This window comes from Marinibacterium profundimaris (genome assembly GCF_002210095.1).
In the GTDB taxonomy this organism is placed as follows: Bacteria; Pseudomonadota; Alphaproteobacteria; order Rhodobacterales; family Rhodobacteraceae; genus Marinibacterium; species Marinibacterium profundimaris.
Genome location: NZ_AQQR01000007.1, coordinates 1 through 22,727, shown reverse-complemented (window position 1 = coordinate 22,727; position 22,727 = coordinate 1). Strand labels below are relative to the sequence as shown.

At 68.8% G+C, this 22,727-nt stretch carries 20 protein-coding genes; 12 read left to right on the top strand and 8 right to left on the bottom strand.

Annotated features, from left to right (window positions below):
* The 4 genes from ATO3_RS16650 to ATO3_RS16635 form a co-directional block, all read right to left on the bottom strand.
* Window positions 1–999, bottom strand: a complete 999-nt coding sequence (locus ATO3_RS16650; protein ID WP_088651016.1) for a chlorophyllide a reductase iron protein subunit X — start codon at window positions 997–999, stop codon at window positions 1–3.
* Window positions 996–1,937 carry a chlorophyll synthesis pathway protein BchC gene (gene bchC / locus ATO3_RS16645; RefSeq protein WP_088651015.1) on the bottom strand — a complete coding sequence of 314 codons (942 nt, stop codon included), beginning with the start codon at window positions 1,935–1,937 and terminating at the stop codon, window positions 996–998. The genes ATO3_RS16650 and bchC overlap by 4 nt, the downstream gene beginning before the upstream one ends.
* A gap of 103 nt (window positions 1,938–2,040) precedes the next feature.
* Window positions 2,041–3,144: a methyltransferase gene (locus tag ATO3_RS16640; protein ID WP_088651173.1), complete on the bottom strand. Its 1,104-nt coding sequence runs from the start codon at window positions 3,142–3,144 to the stop codon at window positions 2,041–2,043.
* Between the two features lie 10 nt (window positions 3,145–3,154).
* Entirely contained in the window at window positions 3,155–4,018 is an 864-nt protein-coding gene (locus tag ATO3_RS16635) for a polyprenyl synthetase family protein (RefSeq protein WP_088651014.1), read from the bottom strand.
* Window positions 4,019–4,111: 93 nt separating this feature from the next.
* Between ATO3_RS16635 and crtD the strand changes: the two genes are divergently transcribed.
* Both crtD and crtC read left to right on the top strand, forming a co-directional pair.
* Window positions 4,112–5,722: a 1-hydroxycarotenoid 3,4-desaturase CrtD gene (gene crtD / locus ATO3_RS16630; RefSeq protein ID WP_088651171.1), complete on the top strand. Its 1,611-nt coding sequence runs from the start codon at window positions 4,112–4,114 to the stop codon at window positions 5,720–5,722.
* Window positions 5,710–6,549, top strand: coding sequence for a carotenoid 1,2-hydratase (gene crtC / locus ATO3_RS16625; RefSeq protein WP_088651172.1), 840 nt, complete (start codon window positions 5,710–5,712; stop codon window positions 6,547–6,549). Before crtD ends, crtC begins: the two co-directional genes overlap by 13 nt.
* A 4-nt stretch (window positions 6,550–6,553) precedes the next feature.
* Here crtC and tspO read toward each other — a convergent pair whose 3' ends face one another.
* Genes tspO through ATO3_RS16610 form a run of 3 tightly spaced genes read right to left on the bottom strand, consistent with a single transcriptional unit; the run spans window position 6,554 to window position 9,677 of the window.
* Window positions 6,554–7,045: a tryptophan-rich sensory protein TspO gene (gene tspO, locus ATO3_RS16620; RefSeq protein WP_088651013.1), complete on the bottom strand. Its 492-nt coding sequence runs from the start codon at window positions 7,043–7,045 to the stop codon at window positions 6,554–6,556.
* Window positions 7,042–8,088: a 15-cis-phytoene synthase gene (crtB, locus tag ATO3_RS16615; RefSeq protein WP_088651012.1), complete on the bottom strand. Its 1,047-nt coding sequence runs from the start codon at window positions 8,086–8,088 to the stop codon at window positions 7,042–7,044. The genes tspO and crtB overlap by 4 nt, the downstream gene beginning before the upstream one ends.
* Window positions 8,085–9,677, bottom strand: coding sequence for a phytoene desaturase (locus ATO3_RS16610; RefSeq protein WP_088651011.1), 1,593 nt, complete (start codon window positions 9,675–9,677; stop codon window positions 8,085–8,087). The genes crtB and ATO3_RS16610 overlap by 4 nt, the downstream gene beginning before the upstream one ends.
* A gap of 105 nt (window positions 9,678–9,782) precedes the next feature.
* On the opposite strand from ATO3_RS16610, the gene crtA reads away from it, so the two are divergent.
* From crtA to ATO3_RS16585, 5 genes are read left to right on the top strand one after another with little or no spacing between them, the layout of a single operon-like run.
* Window positions 9,783–10,490: a spheroidene monooxygenase gene (gene crtA, locus ATO3_RS16605; protein WP_088651170.1), complete on the top strand. Its 708-nt coding sequence runs from the start codon at window positions 9,783–9,785 to the stop codon at window positions 10,488–10,490.
* A complete protein-coding gene (bchI, locus tag ATO3_RS16600; protein WP_088651010.1) occupies window positions 10,487–11,491 on the top strand; it encodes a magnesium chelatase ATPase subunit I in 1,005 nt (334 codons plus the stop codon). Before crtA ends, bchI begins: the two co-directional genes overlap by 4 nt.
* Window positions 11,488–13,158 (top strand): magnesium chelatase subunit D, encoded by a 1,671-nt coding sequence (locus ATO3_RS16595; RefSeq protein ID WP_088651009.1) that lies wholly within the window; start codon window positions 11,488–11,490, stop codon window positions 13,156–13,158. Before bchI ends, ATO3_RS16595 begins: the two co-directional genes overlap by 4 nt.
* A 3-nt stretch (window positions 13,159–13,161) precedes the next feature.
* Entirely contained in the window at window positions 13,162–14,055 is an 894-nt protein-coding gene (bchO, locus tag ATO3_RS16590; protein ID WP_088651008.1) for an alpha/beta fold hydrolase BchO, read from the top strand.
* A 13-nt stretch (window positions 14,056–14,068) separates the two neighbouring features.
* Window positions 14,069–14,695 (top strand): hypothetical protein, encoded by a 627-nt coding sequence (locus tag ATO3_RS16585; protein ID WP_143747294.1) that lies wholly within the window; start codon window positions 14,069–14,071, stop codon window positions 14,693–14,695.
* A 214-nt stretch (window positions 14,696–14,909) separates the two neighbouring features.
* Here ATO3_RS16585 and ATO3_RS16580 read toward each other — a convergent pair whose 3' ends face one another.
* A complete protein-coding gene (locus tag ATO3_RS16580; protein WP_233152187.1) occupies window positions 14,910–16,334 on the bottom strand; it encodes a helix-turn-helix domain-containing protein in 1,425 nt (474 codons plus the stop codon).
* A 114-nt stretch (window positions 16,335–16,448) separates the two neighbouring features.
* Between ATO3_RS16580 and ATO3_RS16575 the strand changes: the two genes are divergently transcribed.
* The 5 genes from ATO3_RS16575 to ATO3_RS16555 all read left to right on the top strand — a co-directional run bounded on the left by ATO3_RS16575 (window position 16,449) and on the right by ATO3_RS16555 (window position 22,640).
* Window positions 16,449–17,627 carry a pyridoxal-phosphate-dependent aminotransferase family protein gene (locus tag ATO3_RS16575; RefSeq protein WP_088651006.1) on the top strand — a complete coding sequence of 393 codons (1,179 nt, stop codon included), beginning with the start codon at window positions 16,449–16,451 and terminating at the stop codon, window positions 17,625–17,627.
* A gap of 47 nt (window positions 17,628–17,674) precedes the next feature.
* Window positions 17,675–18,628, top strand: coding sequence for an HpcH/HpaI aldolase/citrate lyase family protein (locus ATO3_RS16570; protein ID WP_088651005.1), 954 nt, complete (start codon window positions 17,675–17,677; stop codon window positions 18,626–18,628).
* Window positions 18,629–18,646: 18 nt separating this feature from the next.
* Window positions 18,647–19,822 carry a malate--CoA ligase subunit beta gene (locus ATO3_RS16565; RefSeq protein ID WP_088651004.1) on the top strand — a complete coding sequence of 392 codons (1,176 nt, stop codon included), beginning with the start codon at window positions 18,647–18,649 and terminating at the stop codon, window positions 19,820–19,822.
* Window positions 19,823–19,836: 14 nt separating this feature from the next.
* Entirely contained in the window at window positions 19,837–20,733 is an 897-nt protein-coding gene (gene sucD / locus ATO3_RS16560) for a succinate--CoA ligase subunit alpha (RefSeq protein WP_088651003.1), read from the top strand.
* Window positions 20,734–21,104: 371 nt separating this feature from the next.
* Window positions 21,105–22,640 carry an arylsulfatase gene (locus tag ATO3_RS16555; RefSeq protein ID WP_088651002.1) on the top strand — a complete coding sequence of 512 codons (1,536 nt, stop codon included), beginning with the start codon at window positions 21,105–21,107 and terminating at the stop codon, window positions 22,638–22,640.
* Window positions 22,641–22,727 lie beyond the last annotated feature (87 nt).

Below are 22,727 nucleotides of genomic sequence, written 5' to 3'. Positions count from 1 at the left end.
TCATGCCTCGTCATAGATGACTTCGAGCGACGGCTTGGCCACCGCGTTCTTGCCGCGCATGTCCGCATCCGTCGCCGGTTCCAGAACCACGCCCGCGCCGGTGTCGGAGCCGTCGAACAGACCCAACAGCGCGTCCTGGTCCAGCGGAGTCGGCCGCACCGGCGGCGCGCCTGCCACGTTCTCGGCCAGCTCGGCGAACAGCGCGCCCCAGGGGCTCTGCCCCGTGCCGACGATCTGGTAGGAGGCCGACTTGCGCCGCAGGTCATCGTCCTGCGGGATCGCGGCCAGCACCGGCACACCGGCGGCCTCGGCAAAGGCCTGCGCCTCGCCAGACCCGTCGTCCTTGTTGATCACCAGCCCGGCGACCCCGACGTTGCCGCCCAGTCCGCGGAAGTATTCCACCGCCGAACAGACGTTGTTGGCGACATAAAGCGACTGCAGGTCGTTCGAGCCGACAAGGATCACCTTCTGCGCCATGTCCCGCGCAATAGGCAGGCCAAAGCCGCCACAGACCACGTCGCCGAGGAAATCCAGCAGGACGAAATCGAAATCCCAGTCGTGAAAGCCCAGCTTCTCGAGCAGTTCGAACCCATGGATGATCCCGCGCCCGCCGCAGCCCCGGCCCACCTCGGGCCCGCCCAGCTCCATGGCAAAGACGCCGCCCCGCTTGAAGCACACGTCGCCGATGGCAACCTGCTCGCCCGCCAGCGATTTGCGCGTCGAGGTCTCGATGATCGTGGGACAAGCCTTGCCGCCGAACAGCAGCGAGGTCGTGTCGGATTTCGGATCGCAGCCGATCAGCAGCACCCGCTTGCCCTGCTCGGCCATCATGTGGCTGAGGTTGGCCAGCGTGAAGGACTTGCCGATGCCGCCCTTGCCGTAGATCGCGATGATCTGCGTCTTCTTCGTCGGCTCCCGGTCTGCGATATCGGCCAGATCTTCGTGGGCCTCGTCGCGCAGACGCTGGTCAAAGCTCTTCAGGTCGGGTGCGTCCTTCATGCTGCGTCTCTCCAGTCCAGAACCATTTTCAGACAGGCCGGGTCCTGAAAGGCGGTGCGATAGGCCGCGCCCGCCCCCTCTGCCGGTGCCTCGTGTGTGATCAGCCCCTCCAGCGAGAGAGCGCCGCTCTCCACCAGGGCTGCCGTTACGTCGAGATCGTCGCGGGTCCATTCCGCGGCGATGCGCAGCCGGGCTTCCTTCAGAAAGGCCGGCGGATAGGCAAAGCGGATGCCGTCGGCGTAGAAGCCGGCGAGAACGATCTCGCCCCCCTTGCGCAGCCGGCCCATCAGCTGGTCCAGCACGGCGGTGTCGCCCGAGGCGTCGTAGATCGCCGCGTAATCTTTTCGCGTGTCGTCCTCCGGCGCCAGGACCTCGTAGCCGGTCGCGCCCCCGCGCCGGGCCGGATCCTTTTCCCAGACGACGGGGGCAGGCGCGCCGGCGGCGATCGTCAGCCGCGCCAGCAGCCGGCCCATCGCGCCATGGCCCACGATCAGCCCGGGCATCGTCTTGCCCAGCCCGGCCATCGCGTGCCGCGCCGTGGCGGCCAAGGCCAGAAGCGCGCCGCGGGCGCCCAGCGTGCCGTCGATCCGCACCACACGGTCGGCCGGCACGACGACCCGCCCGGCAGCACCGCCAAAGAGCCCATAGGCGTCCTGGTAGCAGTTCGCGCCGGGGACAAAGACATGTTCGCCGATCCTGACGCCCGAACCGGGCGCGGCGTCGACCACTTCGCCCGCGGCCTCGTAGCCGGGAACCAGCGGGTAGCCCATGCCGGGGAACGGCGGCATGCGGCCGCTCCAGAAAAGCTTTTCGGTGCCGGTGGAGATACCGGAATGGCGGATGTCGACCACCAGGTCCCCGTCGCCCGGTTCGGTCAGGGCCAGGCTTTTGACAGCCAGATCCCCGGGACCATTCAGCACCACAGCGCGGGTTTTCATTGTCACCTCCCGTGATCCGGAGTTGTCTCGGATCACCTTGTATCAGTGTAGACGGACACCCTTAGTTGTCAATCTTTGTTTACACTTTGCGGAAAGAGCTCTGTCAGCCCGGCTTTACACAGGTCAGCACCGAGGTGATGTAAGACCGACGCGGACGCGGCGCATGAATGCGGCCGAATCCCGCGGCCCGGCACAGCGCGCCCAGCCGCTCGGCCGAGCGCACGCGCCCGGTGCCCATCGCCATCGTGTAGAAGGCGAAATAGACATCCGTGGCCCGGTCCGGCCGCGCCCCGCCCGACATCGGTTCGGACAGGATCAGCCGCCCGCCCGGTGGCAGCGCATCGAAGACCCGCGCCAGCAGCGCCTCGACCGTGGCATCGTCGTGGTCATAAAGCACCCGCACGAGCGAGACGGCATCCGCACCGCCGGGCAGCGCACCATCGCGGAAGCTCTGCGGCCAGAAGGTGACGCGGCCCTGCAGGTTCCCATGGTCGAACCGGTCACGCGCGGCCGGGATCACCTCGGGCAGATCCACCAGCATCGCCGACAGCCCGGAAGACCGCCGCAACGCCGCCTCAAGGAAGGCGCCCGATCCGCCGCCCACATCCATCAGCACCGAGATCCCGCGCAGCGGCACCTGCCGCAGCGTGTCCTCGGCCACCAGCACCTGCGATTGCGCCATCAGGTCGGAATAACGCCCGGCGGCGACCTGTTCGACACCGGCGCCGTACACATAGGGCCAGAACTGCGCGAGTTCGGTCGTGCCCTTGCCGCGCAGCAAGGTCTCGGGGTCGGCCATGTCGGTGTAGAAGGCGCGATTGTGCCGGATCATCTGTTCCAGCCCCGGCACACCCAGAATCGCGGCACCCCGCCGGGCCAGGGCATAACGCCCGTCGCGCTGCTGCTTCAGCAGTCGCAGAGCCACACCGGCCCGCAACAGCACCTCGAGCCGCTCGGCCGGAATATGCAGCCCAAGCGCCAGCTGGCCGACCCGGGCGGGCGCCTCGAACAAACGGCGCAGCAGCCCCAGATCGACCAGCGCGCTCAGCACCTGCGAGACGACAAACCCCTGCAGAATATCGAAGATCTCGGCGCCATCCCGGCGCGCGAAGCCACGGGCCAGGGGCAGGCGGGCGGCCAGGCTCTGGAATCGCGGCGCGGCGATCAGCCGGTCCAGGCGAACCCCATGCCACCGGCGACGCGCCACCGCCACGACCTCAGGCCCGGTATCGGGCCGGCATTCTGGGCACGATCCGCTGAGATTGCATCCGCACCATCTGCGCCAGCGCCGCCTCTCCCGGGCAGGAGGGGATCGACGAGATCGCCCCGGCGAGAATGTCGTTCAGCCGATCGAAGGCGCCCTTGACGCCCAGCTCGGCCACCGCGTTGGGCCGCCCGTGCAAGGCGTCCTGGCCCCCCGGCTTGCCCAGCGCCTCCTCGCCCATCAGGGCATCGCGCAGATCGTCGGCAACCTGGAAAGCCTCGCCGATCAGCGCGCCCAGGTCGTTCCAGGCCTCGCCGTCATGACCGGCGGCAATCGCGCCCATCTCTGTCGCGGCGATGAACAGCGCCGCGGTCTTCGACCGGTGATAGGCGCCCAGATCGATCTGCGGCTCGCTTTCCCAGCCCTGACCGGCACAGATGCCGTTCGGCATGCCGGTGCGCCGGGCCAGCGCCCGGATCAGGCGCATGGTCCGCCCGTCCTCGCCCGCGCGGGCCAGAACCTCGAAGGCCAGGATGATGAGGGAATCGCCGGTCAGCACCGCCAGCGGCTGGGAATAGGCGCAATGGACCGACGGCTTGCCGCGCCGCAGCCCGGCATCGTCGAAACAGGGCAGATCGTCATGCACGAGGCTGGCGCAATGGATCAGCTCCAGCGCGGCCGCCGCGGCATCCGACAGTTCGGGCCGGTCGTCTCCGCAGGCCAGCGCGACGGACATCAGGATGGTGGGCCGGATCCGCGCCCCGCCCGGCAAGACGGCATAGGGCAGCGCCTCGGCCAGGGCCGCGGGCGCAAGCCCGCCCTGCGGGATCTCGAGCGCCCGCCCAATCGAAGCCTCGATACGATCCACAATCGCCATTCCGGTTCTCCCGCTGGGTCGTGTCCCGAACTTGAGACACCAAATGTGTAAATCAAACTGGACATTTTGGACCCGCAAGTCAACAATTCCGACATGCGCAGGACGGACACCAGGACCCAGCGCCCGAAACCGGGCCCGCAGGTCGTCATCGTGGGCGCCGGCATCGCCGGGCTGGCGGCGGCGGCACGGCTGGCACATGCCGGCCTGCCGGTCACCGTGCTGGAGCGTCACGACCACGTCGGCGGCAAGCTGCGCGCCCTGCCCTCGGTGGCCGGACCGGTCGATGCCGGGCCGACGGTTCTGACGCTGCGCCCGGTGTTCGAGGCGCTGTTCGACGCGATCGGAGAACGCCTGAACGATCATGTCACGCTGACCCGCCAGCCGCTGCTCGCCCGACATTTCTGGCCCGACGGCAGCCGGCTGGACCTGACCGACGACGAGGCGACCAATGCAGGCGCCATTCGCGCCTTTTCCGGCGACCGTGCCGCGCGCGACTATCTGGCGTTCAGCGCCCGCGCCCGGGCCCTTTTTGCCGCTTTCGACGGGCCGATGATGCAGGCGCCCGCCCCGCGCCTGTCGCGGCTGGCCGGCGCCCTGCTGCGTCGCCCGCTGCTTGTGCATCAGATGGCGCCCTTCAGCACACTTGCCGGCATGCTGGGTCAGAGCTTCTCGGATCCGCGCCTGGCCCAGCTGTTCGGCCGGTACGCCACCTATGTCGGGGGCTCGCCCTATGAATCTCCCGCCCTGCTGTCGCTGATCTGGCAGGCCGAGGCGGCCGGGGTCTGGACGGTGGAGGGCGGCCTGCACCGCCTTGCGCAGGCCCTGGCCCGGATCGCCGGAGCGCGGGGCGCCTGCATCCGGCTGGGCGCCCATGTGGACCGGATCGAGACGGAGCATGGCGTCGTCACCGGTGTCACACTCGCCGACGGCACGCACATCGCGGCCGACATGATCGTGTTCAACGGCGATCCGCGCGCGCTGACCTGCGGCGCGCTCGGCCCCGGCTGCCGCCCTGTGGCGCCCGGGGTGATGGCCGAAGCGCGCGCGCTGTCCGCCGATGTCTGGGCCTTCGCCGCCCGGGCAAGAGGGCCCGAGCTGACCCATCACAACGTCTTCTTCCGCGACGACCCGAAACCCGAATTCGACAGCCTCGCCCGCGGCCGGCGCAGCCCTTCGCCGACACTTTACATTTGCGCCCAGGACCGCGGCCATAACCAGGCACCGCCCGACGTGGAGCGTTTCGAGATCATCGCCAACGCGCCGCCGCTCGCTCCGGCGGCCCCCGAAACCGACACCGAAACCGAGGCCCGGCCATGCCCGACAGAGACCTTCGACACGCTGGCCCGGTTCGGCCTGACCTTCGATCCGCTGCCCCCGACATCCTGCCTGACGACGCCGGCGGAGTTCGACCGCCTGTTCCCGCACTCCCTCGGCTCGCTCTACGGGCAGAGCCCGCACGGGATGATGGCCGCCTTCCGCCGCCCGACGGCGCGCACGGCGATCCGGGGTCTGTATCTGGCGGGCGGCGGCACGCATCCCGGGGCGGGGCTGCCGATGGCGACGCTCTCCGCCCGGCATGCGGCCGAGGCGATCTTGGACGACCGAACTTCGACCTCTCGGTCCCGCCGGACGGATACGCCTGGTGGTATGTCGACGGGCTCAGCGCCGACCACCGGCGCGCCGTCAGCGTCATCGGGTTCATAGGGTCGGTCTTTTCGCCCTGGTACGCCTGGTCGGGGCGCCGCGCGCCCGAAAACCACGTCTGCCTCAACGTCGCCACCTACGGGCCCGGCGGGCGTTTTGCCATGACTGACCGGGGCCGGGCCGCGCTGCGACAGACGGCGGATCGGCTCACCATCGGCCCCTCCGCGATGCGCTGGACCGGCGATCGCCTGGTGATAGACATCGACGAACGCGGCGCGCCGCCGATGTTCGGGCGGTTGCGCGGGCGGATCACCCTGACGCCCTCGGCGATCACGGGCGTGGAACTGCCGCTGACCCCCGATGGCGCGCATGTCTGGCGCCCCTTCGCGCCCACCGCGACCATCGACGTCGCGCTGGACGGGGCCGGATGGCAATGGACGGGCCACGGCTATTTCGATGCCAATTTCGGGACAAGCGCGCTGGAGGCCGATTTCGCCAGCTGGACCTGGGGCCGCTTTCCGACGCGCGCGGGCAGCACCTGTTTCTACGATGCGCGACGCCGCGATGGCAGCATGCTGTCGATGGGGCTGGCCTTTGGCGCCGATGGCAGCGCCCGGCCGGTCACCCCGCCGCCGCCCGCGCGCCTGCCCCGCAGCCTCTGGCAGCTGGGCCGCGAAACCCGCGCCGATGCCGGCCAGACCCCGGCCCAGGTGCGCCCGATGCTCGACGCGCCGTTCTACTGCCGGTCGGCCGTCCGAACCTGTATCGACGGAGAAGAGACGGTTGGCGTGCACGAGGCGCTCGACCTCGACCGTTTCCGCTCGCCCCTGCTGAAACCGATGCTGGCCATGCGGGTGCCGCGCCGCGCCGGATGGCGGTTCGACTGACCGGTCAGACCTCTGGCGCCGCCTCTGCATCGGCGTCGGCGTCGGCATCGGGGTTCAACCGCAGCACCGAGAGGTTGAGCGCACCCGCCACCGTCACCCAGGCCAGGTAGGGCAGGAACAGCATCCCCGCGATCCGGTCCACCGACCACAGCATCACCATCGCCACCGCGACCGACAGCCAGAGCGCCACCAGCACGACCAACCCCAGCCGCAGCTTGTGCAGCCCGAAGAAAACCGGCGTCCAAAGGGTGTTGAGCGCGATCTGCAGCGCCCAGAAGGCCATCGCCAGCGCATTGTCCGGCTGCACCGCCACCCGCGCGCCGGCCGCCGCGATGCAGATGTAAAGCGTGGTCCAGGCCACCGGGAACAGCCAATTGGGCGGGGTCCAGGAGGGCTTGGCCAGCTGGTCGTACCAGCGTCCGGGCGGGAACAGGCCGCCGGTGGACCCGGCGGCGAAGCAGGCGGCGAGGAAAACGAAGAAACAGATCCAGATCATGCAGTGGAACTAGGGCGCGCATGGTGGCCCAGCAAGTCCGCTTGTGCCTGAAGATCCCGGCGCTTGACGCTGGCGAAGGCCGCGCAGAGCACATCGGCCCGATCCCGCGCCGTCCCGGGGCAGGCCGCAGCGTCGACCAGAAAGGCGGCTTCCGGCAGCGGACGCGCGTAGATCACCGGCGAGCGCGGCAGGACCGACACCACCCCGGCGCCAAGCGCCGAGCGCATCAGCCAGCCGATCTTCTGGGCGCCGGTCGTCCGTGCCCGGTGCTGCACCGAATCGCAGCCCAGACGGTCCAGCTGCGCCCCGATCCCGGCATAGATGTGACGCGCGGCAAGGATGCCCGGACGACAGGACGGCGGCAGCGCGCCAACCCCGGCCTCGGACCGGACATAAAGCCCATCCGCCGCGCGCAGCAGCCGGCGGATCACAGCCCCCAGGGCGGGCGACATCGCTGGCCGGGCCAGGAAGGCACGCGGGTCGATCCCCGCCTCCGCCAGCCAGTCCAGCGGCAGATAAAGCCGGCCTTCCCGCGCGTCCTCGCCCACGTCGCGGGCGATGTTGGTCAGCTGCATCGCCACGCCCAGATCGCAGGCCCGCGCCAGCGCGTGCCGGTCGCGCACGCGCATCAGGACGCACATCATCGCCCCCACGGTCGAGGCGACGCGCGCGGAATAGGCCCTGAGCTCGGACAGGTCCCGATAACACCGGCCCTCAGCGTCCCAGGCCAGCCCGTCCAGCAGAGCATCCGGCAGGGCGCGGGGCATGTCGAAGGCCTCGACCACGCGGGCAAAGGCCCTGTCCTCGGCCACATCGCGGGGCCGCCCGGCATAGACCCGGTCCAGCCGGTCGCGCAGCCGCGCCACGGCCGCCGCCTTGCTCTCGTTCAGGTCCACCGCGTCATCCGCCAGCCGGCAGAAGGCATACAGCACCAGCGCCGGTTCGCGCACCCGGCGCGGCAGCAGACGCGAGGCCGCATCGAAGGACCGCGACCCGGCCCGGATCGCGGCGGCGCAATGGTCGATATCGTCGGAATGGCTCATGTCGTCCTCGTGCTCACGCTGTCGGGCAATGTCCGGGGCAAAGTCTCGCGGAGGATGGCCGGGTCCGGCACCAGACGGTCCAGCACCTCGGCGCTGGCCACCACGCCGGGCAGCCCCGCGCCGGGATGGGTGCCCGCCCCGACAAGGTAGAGCCCCGCGATCTCTTCGCTCACGTTGTGCGGCCGGAACCAGGCGCTCTGCAGGATCCGCGGCTCCAGCGAGAAGCCGGCGCCATGCGGGCTGAGATAGCGGTCGCGGAAGGTGTCCGGTGTGAAGACCCGGCTCGCCGTCACATGCGCGCCGAGGCCCGGCAGAAGCTGGTCCTCCAGCACTGCCTGCACCTTGCGGCGGTAAGGCTCGGCCATCTCGGCCCAGTCCACCGGATCGGCATGGCCCAGATGCGGCACCGGGCTGAGCGCATAAAAGGTATCGTCCCCCTCGGGTGCGACAGTGGGATCTGTGACGCTGGGCCGGTGGACATAAAGGCTCATGTCCTCGGCCAGCCGGCCGGTGCGGAAGATGTCGCGCACCAGCCCTTCGTAACGCGGTCCGTTCAGGATGGTGTGATGGCCGGCGTCGGGCCACATGTCCCTGGTGCCGCGCGTGCCGAAGTACCAGACGAACAGGCCCATCGACCACCGCGCCCGCTTCAGCCGCCGCCCCGTCCAGCGCCGTTTTCGCCCCGCGATCAGCCGGTCGTAGGTATGCCCGGCATCGGCATTCGACACCACGATATCCGCCGGCGCGATCTCGCCCCCGTATAGCCGGACACCGGCGGCGCGCCCGTCGCGCACCAGGATTTCGTCGACCTCGGCGCCATAGCGCAACTGCCCGCCCTGATCCTCGACCACCCGTGCCATCGCCTGCGCCATCGCCGCGACCCCGCCGATCGCGTAATGCACGCCAAAGCTGCTCTCCAGGTGGCTGACCAGCGTGTACATCGAGGTCACGCGGAAGGGATCGCCGCCGATGAACAGCGGATGGAAGGACAGCGCCATGCGCAGCCGCGGGTCGCGCACGCGGCGGGAGACATAGGCATGAACCGAACGGTCGGCGCGCAGGGCGGCGAAGGTCGGCAGCACCTTCAGCAGATCGCGGAACCGGTGCATCGGGCGCCGGCCGAGATCCTCGAACCCGAAGCGGTAGCGCGCCTCGCTCTCGCGCAGGAACCGCGCGTAGCCTGCCAGATCGTCCGGCGACAGACGCGCCACCTCGGCTCGCGTCGCCTCGGCGTCGCTGCGCGCCGCGAAACGGCTGCCGTCGGGCCAGCGGATCTCGTAAAACGGGTCAAGCGCGCGCAGGTCGACATCGGCGTCGAAATCGCGCCCGCAGGCGCGCCAGAGATCGCGGAAGAGCTGCGGAGCCGTCACGATGGTGGGGCCAAGGTCAAAGCGGTGACCGCTGTCCCAGAGGCAGGAGCCGCGACCGCCGGGGCCGTCCAGCCGGTCCAGCACGGTGACCCGGTAGCCCCGCGCGCCCAGCCGCATCGCCGCCGCCAGCCCGCCCAGTCCGGCGCCGATGACCAGCACTCTGGGAGCGGGGGCGATGCCCGCCTGTCCGGCGAGGCTGGGGCGGACATGTGTAAACATGAATCAACCGTACATGTGTAAACCTAATTTGACAATCTCGGTGATTTGCCCTTCCTTGGGGCGGGACGACGTGCCAATGTAAGCCAACAGGGGGAGGTCAGAGCCATTCAGACGGTCAGCCTCAGCTTCTATCGTTTCGACGCCGCGACGGACCGGCTGTGGGCCTTCGCGATGATGGGTCTCGCACGGCCTGCCCTGCGGCGGATCCCGGGACTGGAGTTCTGGAAACTCTGCGGCGCCGGGACCGGAGAGGGCTTCACCCCGCTGCCCGATACCGGCGTCTGCGCGATCCTCGCCGCCTGGCCCGACCGCGCCACGGCCGAGGCCCGCCAGGCCGAAACACCCCTCTTTCGCCGCTACCGCGCCCGCGCCGCCGAAAGCTGGACGATCTACCTTGCCCCGGTCTCCTGTCGCGGCGCCTGGTCGGGTGTCGCACCGTTCCGCACGACTGAAGACGTGCCGGCGGGGCCCATCGCCGCCCTCACCCGCGCGACCCTGCGCCTGCCCGTGGCGCTGCGCTTCTGGCGCCGCGTGCCGGACATCAGCGCGATGATCGGGCAGGACCGCAACGTGCTCTTCAAGATCGGCATCGGCGAGGTGCCGCTGCTGCACCAGGTCACCTTCTCGATCTGGCCCGACGCGGCCGCGATGGCCCGCTTCGCCCGCACCGACGGGCCCCACGGCCGCGCCATCCGCGCCGTCCGCGACGGCGGCTGGTTCCGGGAGGAGCTTTACGCGCGGTTCCGCGTGCTGGGCGACAGCGGCACCTGGGGCGGCACCCGCCCCCTGGACAGCCGGGAGCGCGCGGCATGACCCGGGCCTTCCCCTTTTCCGCCATCGTCGGCCAGGCCGACATGAAGCTGGCGATGATCCTCACGGCGGTCGACCCCGGCATCGGCGGCGTTCTGGTCTTCGGCGACCGGGGCACCGGCAAGTCCACCGCCGTCCGCGCGCTGGCCGCCCTGCTGCCGCAGATCACCGCGATCGAGGGCTGCCCGGTGAACTCCCCCACCCCCGAAGACGTGCCCGACTGGGTCGAGACCGCCACCGGTCAGCAGGTCCGGCGCCCCACACCGGTGGTCGACCTGCCGCTGGGCGTGACCGAGGATCGCGTGACCGGTGCGCTCGACATCGAACGCGCCCTGACCCGCGGCGAAAAGGCGTTCGAACCGGGCCTTCTGGCCCGCGCCAACCGGGGCTATCTCTATATCGACGAGGTCAACCTGCTGGAGGATCACGTCGTCGACCTGCTGCTCGACGTGGCGCAGACCGGCGTGAACGCCGTCGAACGAGAGGGCCTGTCGATCCGCCACCCGGCGCGTTTCGTGCTGGTGGGCTCGGGCAACCCCGAGGAGGGCGAGCTGCGGCCGCAGCTGCTCGACCGGTTCGGCCTGTCGGTCGACGTGCGCTCCCCCGATACGATCGAGGAACGAGTCGAGGTGATCCGCCGCCGCGATGCCTTCGAGACCGACCACGCCTGCTTCATGCAGCGCTGGGAAATCGAGGATGCCAAGGTCCGCGATGCCATAACCGCCGGGCGCCTCGCCCTGCCGCTGACCCGGACGCCGGACGAGGTGCTGCACGATTGCGCGGCGCTCAGCGTGGCCCTGGGCGTCGACGGGTTGCGCGGAGAGCTGACGATGCTGCGCGCCGCCCGGGCGCTCGCCGCCTACGAAGGCACCGCCGCGCCCGACCGCAGCCACCTGCGCCGGGTGGCGCCGCTGGCCATGGGGCACCGGATGCGGCGCGATCCGCTGGACGAGGCCAGCGCCACCGCCCGCGTCACCCGCGCCGTCGAAGAGGTGCTGGCATGACCGACGATCCGTGGGCTCGGACGCTTGCGGCGCTGGCCGCGCTCGCGGTCGATCCGGCGCTGAAGGGACTGACACTGCGCGTCCGTGCCGGCCCCGTCCGCACGGCCCTGGACCACGCGCTGACCGCCCTGCCGGGCCCGATGCACCGGATCCACCCCGCGCTGAGCGACGAGGCGCTTTTCGGCGGGATCGACGTGACGGCCTCGCTCGCGGCGGGGCGGCAGGTCCGCTCGGGCGGGCTGGCCGCAGGGCCCGCGATCCTGCTGCTGCCCATGGCCGAACGCGTGCCGCCCGGCCTGGCCGCGCGGCTGGCGCAGCTGCTGGACAGCGGCACCGGCCACCGGCTGATCCTGCTTGACGAAGGCGCCGATGCGGAGGAATGCGCCCCCGCCTGCCTGCGCGAGCGCCTGGCCTTCGCCACCGACCTTACCGCCCTGCGCCATGACGAGACGACAGGCGGCCTGCCCGCGCCCGCCGACCTGGACGCGGCCCGCCAGCTGCTGCCGCGCGTCACCGCCCCGCCCGAGGCCGCCGCAACGCTCACCGGGCTTGCGGTGCGCTTCGGCATCGACAGCCTTCGCGCGCCGCTGCTCGCCCTGCGCGCGGCCCGCGCGCTGGCCGCCCTGAACGACCGCGCGGCGATCGGCGACGACGACCTGCGCCGGGCCGCCGAACTGGTCTATGCCCCCCGCGCGACCTGCCTGCCCGAGGCCCCGCCGGAGCCCCCCGATCCGCCTGCCCCCGATGACGACCGGCCCGACGACGAGGCCGCCGACGGACAGACCGAACACCTCGACCGGATCCCGGACGAGATCCTCGTGGAGGCCGTGCGCACCTGCCTGCCGCCTGAACTGCTGAACGGGCTGCACAGGCACCCCACCCGCACCGCAACCGGCAGCGGCGCCGGCGCCCGGCGCAAGGGCAACCGCCGTGGCCGCCCCCTGCCCGCCCGGCCCGGCCGCCCGGACGGCCGCGCCCGGATCGACCTGTTGGCGACCCTTCGCGCGGCGGCCCCCTGGCAGACCCTGCGAAGACGCGCGCGCCCCGACGGGCCGCACATCCACATCCACCCCGCAGACATCCGCCTGAAACGCTGCGAGGACCGCTCCGACCGCCTGCTGGTCTTCCTCGTCGATGCCTCCGGCTCCACCGCGATGACCCGCCTGGCCGAGGCCAAGGGCGCGGTGGAACTTCTGCTGGGGCAGGCCTATGCCCGTCGCGACCACGTGGCACTGATCGCCATGCGCGGCACCGGCGCCGAGCTGCTCCTGCCGCCGACCCGGTCGCTGGTGCAGGCGCGCCGCCGGCTGACCGCGCTGCCCGGCGGCGGCGGCACCCCACTGGCCTCCGGCCTGGGCGAAAGCCTTTCGGTCGCGCGATCCGCGCGGCATCACGGGCTGGCCCCCGCGCTGGTCCTGCTGACCGACGGCAAGGCCAATATCGCGCTCGATGGTACCGCGAACCGCGCGCAGGCCGCCGCCGACACCGACCGCCTTGCCAGCGCGATCCTGGCCGCGGACCTGCCCGGCCTGCTGATCGACATCTCGTCCCGGCCCGCTCCGGCGACCGCCCCGCTGGCCCGCGCGCTCGGCGCCCATCACCTGTCGCTGCCCCATGCCGACGCGCCCCGCATCTCGCGCGCGGTCACGGCGGCGCTGGCGGGCTAGCCCATGGACCGGAGCCGCGACCTGCCCAGCTGGCCCCATGCCGACCTGTCGCGCTTCTGTCGCGTGGGCACGAATGACTGGCACGTACAGGAGACGGGGCGCGGGCCGATCTTGCTGTGTCTGCATGGCTCCGGCGCCTCGACCCACAGCTGGCGCGATCTGCTGCCGCTCTGGGCCCGCGACTGGCGGGTGGTGGCCATCGACCTGCCGGGCCAGGGGTTCACCCGCTCGACCACCCTGCGCCGCTGCGGCCTGGACCAGATGACCGAGGATATCGCCCGTCTTTGCGCCACGGAAGGCTGGGCGCCGGCGGCCATCGTCGGCCATTCCGCCGGCGCCGCCATTGCCCTGTCTCTTTCCAGCCACCTGCCCGGCCCCCCGGCAGTCGTCGGCATCAACGCCGCACTCGGCAGGTTCGAGGGCGTCGCCTCCTGGGCCTTCCCGCTGCTCGCCCGGCTGCTGGCGCTGAACCCGCTCACCTCGACGATCTTCACGCTGGGCGGCCCCAACCCGGCCCGCGCGCGCCGGCTGATCGAAGGCACCGGCTCGCGGCTGGATGCCGAGGGCCTGGGCTATTACGCGCGCCTCATCGGCGACCGGCAGCATGTAGAGGCGACGCTGCAGATGATGACCCAATGGCAGATCGACCCGCTGATCGCGAGGCTGCCGCAGATCGAAAGCCCGACCCTCCTGATCGCGGCCGAGGGCGACCTTGCCGTGCCGCCCGCAACCTCGGACATCTCCGCTCGCCGGATCCCCGGGGCCGAGGTCGTGCGGCTGGCGGATCTTGGCCATCTCGCCCACGAGGAAGCGCCCGACCGGGTGGCGGAATTGGTGACAGACTTCCTTCGGAGTGTCATCCTGCAACCCGACCGGACCCGGAGCGACTGCCGATGAGACACCACCGCCCATGCCGGAGAAGGCCACCATGTCAGATGCATCACGTGATCTTAAACTTCAGGAACAAGGAGTTGAGCAAGTGTTCTCGCTTAGCCAACAGGTCTATCTGAAAACCGGTTTCGTCTTTGTCGCTGTTTTCTTCCTGGCGCAGGTCGGAGGGCTGGATGGCGGCGCCGGGCTGCTCTGGGGCCTCGTCGCGGCCATTACGGCGCTGTTCCTGCTGCGCCAGAACCTGAGGGTCAGCGGCGGGCCGGATGTGCTGAAGGACAAGACCACCGTCGACGCCTTGCGGCGCACGGTCAGTCTTGTCACGTCCGGCACGCCACCTTCCGCGACCCCGGCGGCACCGGCATCGGACCCGCAGCCCGCCAAGGCCGCGGTTGCCCAGTCCGGCCTGCCCCCGCGCCTGTCGGCCCCGCGCGGCGGGACCGCGGACGACCTGAAACAGATCAGCGGCGTCGGCCCCAAGACCGAGGCGTCGCTGCACGAGATGGGCTATTACCATTTCGACCAGATCGCCGCCTGGACCCCCGAACAGGCCGCCCAGGTGGACGAAGCGCTTCCCGCCACATCGGGCCGCGCCGTCCGGGACAATTGGGTCGCGCAAGCGCAGAAGCTGGCGACGGACGGCGCGTAGGCACAGCGGACAGTCAGGCCGGGCCTATTGCTCAGGTAGACGCGGTCGCCCCTGCGACGCGGGCCACCGCGCCCGCGTGACCTCATGCGCCCCATGCCGGTCGACCGAACGCGTCGCCCTGCCCCCCCTCGGCGCAGTACCATGGGGGCAAAGCGTCTGCAGGCCCCGGGGGCCTCGCGGAGGGCGGAACAGCGCGGGGATGCCAGCCACCACGCTAGGTCGAGTAGCGTGTTTCCCCACGGCGGTGAATATCCACGGGCTCTGTCAGAATCATTGCGTTGTGGGCGCGCTGGTCGCAGTTCGCCCTGGGGCAGATGCGGCAATTGATGCCGACCTCGGTGACCCTCGAGTTGGCTTGCGAAAGATCCTCGACATATCCGATCCTGGACAGGTGATCGATGCTGCAGCCCATGGCGATGGCCAGGCGCTTGTCCTGCGAATGGCGTGTCAGGCGGGGCCGGTTCACGGTGCAGGCAAAGACGAAGAAACGGCTGCCATCGGGCATTTCGACAAGTTGCGGCAGGATGCTGCCCGGGCGGCGGAACGCGGTATGCACGTCCAGCCTGGGGCATGCGCCGCCGAACTCCGCCAGATGGAAACCGGTGGAATTGAACCTCTTGGTCACGTTGCCCGCCTTGTCGATGCGCAGGAAGAAAAAGGGCACGCCCTCGGCCCCCTTGCGCTGCAGGGTCGTGGCACGGTGGCAGGCCTGTTCAAAGCTCACTCCGAAGCGCAGGGCCAGGTGCGCAAAATCATACTTGCAGGCCAGGGCCTCCTTCAGGAACGCGTCGTAGGGCATCAGCACCGAGGCGGCGAAGTAATTGGCCAGCTCCACGCGGCAGCGGTTCAGGCCTGCGGGCGCGTCGCTGTCGAGCCGGGTCAGTATGGTGTCGATCACCTCGCGCTGTTCGATCAGCCCGATGACATGGGCCAGCTGAAACGCCCGGTTGGGATGGTTCAGCCCTTCCGAAAGGCGCACCTCGCCCCGGCGCTCATCGTATTCCCGCAACGTGCCGGGCATATCGGCCACGGGCACGAGCCGGGTGTTCAGACCAAGCCTGTCCTTCAGCCGGGCCTTGAGGGCCGCGTAGATGTCGTCGCTGTCGCAGGGGCCATCGGCCCAGAATTGCGCGGCCGCCTCTTCCAGCTCGGGGAAATGGTTTCGGTTGTCGCGGAAGAAATCATGCACCACGGATTCGGGCGAGGCGCGCAGGATGCTGAGATTGGTTTCACTGGCATTGGAGAGCACCAGAAGCTGGTCGGTCGTCGCGCGGTAGGCATTATGCAGCTTCAGCAGGCTCTGCGCCACGTCCGGCGCATGCGACAGCAGCGCCCGCAATTGGGGCAGATCCGGGCTGGTGCCCGCGAACAGGGGATCCTGAAACGCCGCGCGCAGATGGCTTAGCGTCGCCGCATCATCGTCGTCCGACAGGTCGCGCCAATCGACACCGTAGGCTTCGAACAGCCGCAACAGGACGGGAACCGAGACGCTGCGCTCGTTCTTCTCCAGCATATTCACGTAGGAATTGCTGATGCCGAGGGTCTTGGCCATCTCGGCCTGGGTTTGCTTGGCCTCGCGCCGCAAGCGCCGAAGCCGGGGCCCGATGAAGGTTTTCATCAGCATGTAATACGCGACCATTCACAACTTCACAAGTTTCTCGAACTGTGAATTTTTGCGTTCACAGCAGGACCCGGTTGCTTTTGCAGCATCGGATGGTCGGGCGTTAGGCAGGTCTCAGACAAGGAGATCACAATGCGAACCGGACAGTCACATCACTTCGACCTGGGCCCGGCCTGCCTGCCCGACGTGCTGCGGCAGGACATGCGCGGCCCCGATGTCGCGGACCTGGCATCGGGCCTCTTCGAGGATATGAAATCCGTTCTGCGCTGCGAGACCGGCAAGGTCATGTTCTGTCCAGGCTCGGGCTCGGTGGCCTGGGAAGCCGCACTCACGAACACGCTGAACCGGGGCGACAAGGTGCTGATCGCGCGGCACGGTCAGGTCTCCTCGCGCTGGGTCGAGATGGCGCAGCGGCTGGGACTTGATGTCGAGGTGATCGATGCGGCCTGGGGCGCGGGCGTGCCCGTCGAGGAAATCGACGCGCGGCTGGGCAAGGATTGCAGAGACGAGATCAAGGCGGTGTTCGTCACCCACAACGACCCCGCGACCGGCGTCACCTCGAACGTGGCAGAGCTGCGTCGGGTGCTGGACGGCAATTTCCACGACGCGCTCCTGTTCGTGGATGGTACCTCGTCGATCGGTGCGCTGGACTTTCGGACGGAGGCCTGGGAGGCCGACCTTGTCGTGACCGGCAGCGAGGGCCTGATGCTGCCTTCGGGACTGGGCATACTGGGGGTCAGCGAAAAGGCGCTCGAGGCGTCCCGGACAGCCAACATGCGGCGCGCCTGCTTTGACTTTGGCGACATGCTGAAGATGAACGCGGACGGGCTGTTGCCCTGTGCGCCCCCGATCCATCTCCTTCACGGCCTGCGCATATCGCTCGACCGGATTGCCGCCGAAGGCCTGGACAACGTGATTGCCCGCCACAAGCACCTTGCAGAAGGCGTGCGGCGCGGAATTTCCGCCTGGGGTCTGTCGCTGGTGGCCGAACATCACGCGCTTTACTCCAACACCGTTTCGGCCATCCGGGTGCCAGACGATGTCGATGCGCGCGACGTGCTGCGCATCGCCAATGACGCGTACAACACCGTCTTCGGAAGCGGCCAGGGGCCATTGGCCGGCAAGGTGTTCCGCATCGGGCACCAGGGCGATCTGAACGAAGCCATGTGCCTGACCGCACTCTCGATCGCTGAAATGTCGCTCTACAGGGCCGGCGCGCCGCTGCAGCTGGGCGCAGGTGTCGGAGCGGCGCAAAGCTGGTTCGCCGGCGCCGCCTCGGGCCAGCCGACATTCCGCATCGCGGCCGAATAGGCGCGCGCCCCGGCGCAGATTTCCACCCCCAATCGACGGAGACCTTCATGTCCCACACCCTGCACCCATTGCGCAAACAGCGCCTTCAGCGTTCGGAGCTGGCGGTTCCCGCGTCGAACCCGACCATGATCGACAAGGCGGCGGACAGCGCGGCGGATTTCGTCTTTCTCGACCTCGAAGACGCGGTCGCCCCGCCCGAAAAGGCGCAGGCGCGAAAGAACGCGATCCAGGCCCTGAACGACATCGACTGGGCCGCGAAAGGCAAGACCGTGTCGGTGCGGATCAACGGGCTGGATACCCAGTACATGTACCGCGACGTCGTGGATCTGATGGAACAGGCGGGCAGCCGCGTGCACACGCTTCTGGTGCCCAAGGTGGGCGTGCCTGCCGATCTCTACATGGTGGAGGCGATGGTGAACCAGGCCGAGCAGGCCGGGGGCCTCTCTACCCGCGTCGGCATCGAGGCGCTGATCGAGACGGCGCTTGGCATGGCGAATGTCGAGGCGATTGCCCAATTCGGAGGGCGCCTGGAAGCGCTGCATTTCGGCGTTGCGGATTACGCCGCCAGCATGCGGGCCAGAACGGTGAACATCGGCGGGCTGAACCCGGATTATCCCGGCGACCAGTGGCATGGTTCGATCACGCGGATGGTCATTGCCTGCCGCGCCTATGGCCTGCGCGCCATCGACGGCCCGTTTGGCGATTTCAGCGATCCCGAGGGCTATGTGGCGGGCGCGCGCCGCGCCGCCGCACTGGGATGCGAGGGCAAATGGGCGATCCATCCCAGCCAGATTGCCATGGCCAATGACGTCTTCAGCCCGCCGGAGGCCGAAGTCAGCAAGGCCCAGCGTATCATCGAAGAATTGCGCACCGCCGAAGCCGAGGGCAAGGGGGCGGCCAGTCTCGACGGCAAGATGATCGATGCGGCCAGCGAGAAGATGGCGCGCAACGTGATCGACACGGCCAAGGCCATCGCCGCCAAGACCATCGCCGCCGAATAAACAACCGGAGGAAACGACGTGGATATTCACGAACATCAAGCCAAGGAAATCCTGGCCCAATTCGGTGTGCCCGTGCCGCGGAGCGGACTTGCCTTCTCGCCGGAACAGGCCGCCTTTCGCTGCCGCGAACTGGGCGGCGGGCGCTGCGTGGTCAAGGCACAGGTCCATTCGGGCGGCCGGGGTGAAGCGGGCGGCGTGAAGCTCTGCGACGGCGACGCCGAAACCCGCGAATACGCCGCGACACTGCTGGGCACGACGCTGGTCACCAAGCAGACCACGGCCAGCGGCAAGCGCATCGACCGCCTCTGGGTGGAAGAAGCCTCGCAGATCGCCCGCGAGCTGTACCTGGGCTTCGTGCTCGACCGTAAATCCGAACGCATCATGATCGTCGCCTCGGGCCATGGCGGAATGGAAATCGAAGACCTGGCCGAGACCGATCCCGACAGCCTGATCCGGATGGTCATCGACCCCGCCGCAGGCCTGGTCGAATATCAGGCCCGCGAGTTGAGCTATCAACTGGGCCTCGAAGGCCAACAGGTCGGGCAGATGGTGACGGTCCTCAAGGCCTGCTACCGCGCCTATCGCGACCTCGATGCGATGATGGTCGAAATCAATCCGCTGGTCGTCTGCGAAGACGGTGCGCTGGTGGCTCTGGATGCCAAGATGTCCTTTGACACCAACGCATTGTTCCGCCGCCCGCAGGTCGGCGCATTGCGCGACCCGGGCCAGGAGGATCCGCGCGAAAGCTTGGCCGCGGATCACGGGCTGGCCTATGTCGGGCTGGATGGCGACATCGGCTGCATCATCAACGGGGCCGGGCTGGCCATGGCCTCGATGGACATGATCCAGCTTGCGGGCGGTGCCCCTGCCAATTTTCTCGATATCGGCGGAGGCGCCAGTCCCGAGCGTGTCTGCCAGGCGTTCCGCACGGTGCTGTCGGACAGCAACGTCAGCGTCATCCTCGTGAACATCTTCGCCGGGATCAATCGCTGCGACTGGATCGCCAGCGGCGTCATCCAGGCCTACACCGAACTGGGCATCGCGATCCCGGTCGTCGTGCGCCTGTCGGGCACCAATGTCGACGCCGGCCGCAAGCTGATCGCCGAAAGCGGTCTGCCGATCATCAGTGCAAACACCCTGGCCGAGGCGGCCGAAGCCGCGGTTGCCGCCCGCCCGCCCGCCCTGGCGGCATAACGGAGGACATCATCATGGCCATTCTCATCACCGAAGAGACCCGCGTCGTCGTTCAGGGCCTGTCAGGCCGGATCGGGCAGTTCCATGCGCAGGAAATGATCGAATACGGCACCCGGGTCGTGGCAGGCGTCACCCCCGGCAAGGGCGGCACCACCGTCCTGAACCGCCCGGTCTTCAACACGGTCCGCGACGCCGTGGAGGCAACCGGCGCAGACCTCTCGCTGCTCATCGTGCCGCCCCCGCAGGCCGCCGACGCGATGATGGAAGCTGCCGACGCGGGCATTCGCACGGCAGTCTGCGTCACCGATGGCATCCCCGCGCAGGACATGATGCGCGTCAAACGCTTCCTGCGGCGCTACCCGCGAGACCGCAAGATGCGGCTGATCGGCCCCAACTGCGCCGGCATCATCAGCCCCGGCAAGGGCTTCGCCGGCATCATGCCCCCGCATATCTACACCCCGGGCCGCGTCGGCATCATCGGCCGATCCGGCACCCTGGGCTACGAGGCCGCCTCACAGATGAGCGCGCTGGGCATCGGCATTTCCTCCTCGATCGGGATCGGTGGCGACCCGATCAACGGGTCGTCCTTCAAGGACATCCTGGACCTGTTCGAGGCCGATCCCGAGACAGACGCCGTGATGATGATCGGCGAGATCGGCGGCCCGCAGGAGGCCGAGGCCGCAGCCTTTGTCCGCGATCACATGACCAAGCCGGTGGCGGCCTATATCGCCGGGCTCGCCGCCCCGAAAGGCCGCCAGATGGGCCATGCAGGCGCGATCATCTCCGCCTTCGGGGAAAGCGCCCAGGAAAAGGTCGACCTGCTCTCCTCGGTCGGCATCACCGTGGCCCCCCACCCCTCCGCGATGGGGGCCACGGTGGCCGCGGTGCTGGGCCACAAGGCCGCCGCCTGAGGCCTGCGAGAGCTGCGCAAGCGCCGGTGCTGTCGTCTGCGATCTGATCGCGACCGTAGCCTTGCGCCGCCTGCCACGCCTGCGGAAAGCCCCCCGCCCACCGGGCGCGGCAGATACTCCACAACCTCGGCGTGGTGCCGCCATCGAAGGCCGGCGCCACGCTGCTTTTCCAGATGATCCCCGGCGCCAAGCCGGGCGCCGCACCCATCACCGGCACGCCGCGGGCATTGAGGGGGAAGCCCGGCAATCCGCGCGCGCCGGGCAAGTCCATGCGACTGCTGCCATTGTCTGGACCAAGGGGTTGCCGAATTCCTGATCTGTGCCAGACTGAACTGACTTCCGTCGAACAGTTTCAAAGTGGAATCCGTTACATGCGTAAGCTAGTAACCCTGTCCCTTGCGGCGCTGGGCCTCGTGTCCTCACCGGCCCTGTCCCAAGAGGCCGACAAACCCAACATCCTGGTGATCTGGGGTGACGATGTCGGAATGTGGAACATTTCGGCCTATCACCGCGGGATGATGGCGGGCGAAACGCCCAATATCGACCGGATCGCCAATGAAGGCATGCTCTTCATGGATCACTATGCGCAGGCCTCCTGTACCGCGGGGCGTGCGGCCTTCATCACCGGGCAGTACCCGATCCGCGTCGGCCTTGCCACCGTGGGCCTGCCGGGCGCGCCGCAGGGTCTTTCGACCGAGGACCCGACGCTGGCGGAAATGCTCAAGGCCGAGGGCTATCGCACGGGTCAGTTCGGCAAGAACCATCTGGGCGATCAGGACACCCACCTGCCCACGAACCACGGCTTCGACGAATTCTTCGGCATCCTCTACCACCTGAACGCGGGCGAATACCCCGAGCAGCCGGATTATCCCGCGCAGGCCTTCGAGGACGCGGATCTTGCGCAGCGCGGTATCATCCATTCCTTCGCCACCGAGGACGGCGGGCAGGAGATCGAGGACCTGGGTCCCTTCGGCACAGAGGTCCAACGCCACCTGGATCAGGATGTGCTGGTCGAAAGCAAACGGTTCATCACCGAGGCGGTGGAGTCCGATGAGCCCTTCTTCGTCTGGCACAACACCACGCGGATGCATTACCGCACCAACCTGGACGAGCATTACGACGGGATCACCGGTCTGGGGAATGTCTATGCCGACGGCATGGTCGAAATGGACGACGACGTGGGCGAACTCTTGGCGCTGCTCGACGAGCTGGGCGTGGCAGACAACACGATGGTGATGTTCTCCACCGACAACGGCGCGGCCTCGAACTCCTGGCCCGATGGCGGCAACCAGCCGTTCCGTGGCGAAAAGGGTGTCGGCGGCTACGAGGGGGCCTTCAAGGTCCCGATGATGGTCAAATGGCCGGGCCTGGTCCCCGAAGGCACGACCATCGGTGAACTGATGACCATGGAGGACTGGATTCCCACGATCATGAGCCAGCTCGGCCAGCCGGACCTGAAGGAACGCCTGCTGGAGGGCACCGAGATCGGCGACACGACCTACAAGGTGCATCTCGATGGCTATGATCAGACGCCAATCCTGACCCAGGAAGGGCCGTCCAACCGCAAGGAGTTCTTCTTCTTCTCCGAAACGACGTTCCACGGCCTGCGCTTCGGCGAGTGGAAGTTCCTGTTCACCGCACAGGACCGCTGGTTCAACGGCCAGCAGTACGAGATGACCTCGCCGCTGATCACGCGTCTCGACCTCGACCCTTTCGAACGGTTCCACGACGCCCGCGGCTTCGACGAGTGGCAGGAAAACCGGTCCTGGGCGATCGGGCCGGCGCTGGGGCTGGTGAACAAGTTCGTAAGCTCCTTCGAGGAATTCCCGCCGCGCATCGCCAGCTTCTCGACCTCGGTCGAGGACATGTCGAAGACGATCATGGACGCGGCCCCCGCGCCGCAGTGAGCCTTTAAGCCAGGACCAAAGCCTCGCGCACCCGGACTGCAAGGTGAGCTACCCCCCAAATTTCGGACACTGACATAAGCTATGATT

Coding starts and splice junctions, on each gene's coding strand:
- ATO3_RS16580 (WP_233152187.1), bottom strand. CDS start 16,334: ATGGTCGCGTATTACATGCTGATGAAAACCTTCATCGGGCCCCGGCTT.
- ATO3_RS16555 (WP_088651002.1), top strand. CDS start 21,105: ATGCGTAAGCTAGTAACCCTGTCCCTTGCGGCGCTGGGCCTCGTGTCC.
- sucD (WP_088651003.1), top strand. CDS start 19,837: ATGGCCATTCTCATCACCGAAGAGACCCGCGTCGTCGTTCAGGGCCTG.
- ATO3_RS16575 (WP_088651006.1), top strand. CDS start 16,449: ATGCGAACCGGACAGTCACATCACTTCGACCTGGGCCCGGCCTGCCTG.
- bchO (WP_088651008.1), top strand. CDS start 13,162: ATGGACCGGAGCCGCGACCTGCCCAGCTGGCCCCATGCCGACCTGTCG.
- ATO3_RS16610 (WP_088651011.1), bottom strand. CDS start 9,677: ATGTTTACACATGTCCGCCCCAGCCTCGCCGGACAGGCGGGCATCGCC.
- ATO3_RS16650 (WP_088651016.1), bottom strand. CDS start 999: ATGAAGGACGCACCCGACCTGAAGAGCTTTGACCAGCGTCTGCGCGAC.
- ATO3_RS16595 (WP_088651009.1), top strand. CDS start 11,488: ATGACCGACGATCCGTGGGCTCGGACGCTTGCGGCGCTGGCCGCGCTC.
- ATO3_RS16570 (WP_088651005.1), top strand. CDS start 17,675: ATGTCCCACACCCTGCACCCATTGCGCAAACAGCGCCTTCAGCGTTCG.
- ATO3_RS16635 (WP_088651014.1), bottom strand. CDS start 4,018: ATGGCGATTGTGGATCGTATCGAGGCTTCGATTGGGCGGGCGCTCGAG.
- ATO3_RS16585 (WP_143747294.1), top strand. CDS start 14,069: ATGCCGGAGAAGGCCACCATGTCAGATGCATCACGTGATCTTAAACTT.
- tspO (WP_088651013.1), bottom strand. CDS start 7,045: ATGATCTGGATCTGTTTCTTCGTTTTCCTCGCCGCCTGCTTCGCCGCC.
- crtB (WP_088651012.1), bottom strand. CDS start 8,088: ATGAGCCATTCCGACGATATCGACCATTGCGCCGCCGCGATCCGGGCC.
- bchC (WP_088651015.1), bottom strand. CDS start 1,937: ATGAAAACCCGCGCTGTGGTGCTGAATGGTCCCGGGGATCTGGCTGTC.
- bchI (WP_088651010.1), top strand. CDS start 10,487: ATGACCCGGGCCTTCCCCTTTTCCGCCATCGTCGGCCAGGCCGACATG.
- crtD (WP_088651171.1), top strand. CDS start 4,112: ATGCGCAGGACGGACACCAGGACCCAGCGCCCGAAACCGGGCCCGCAG.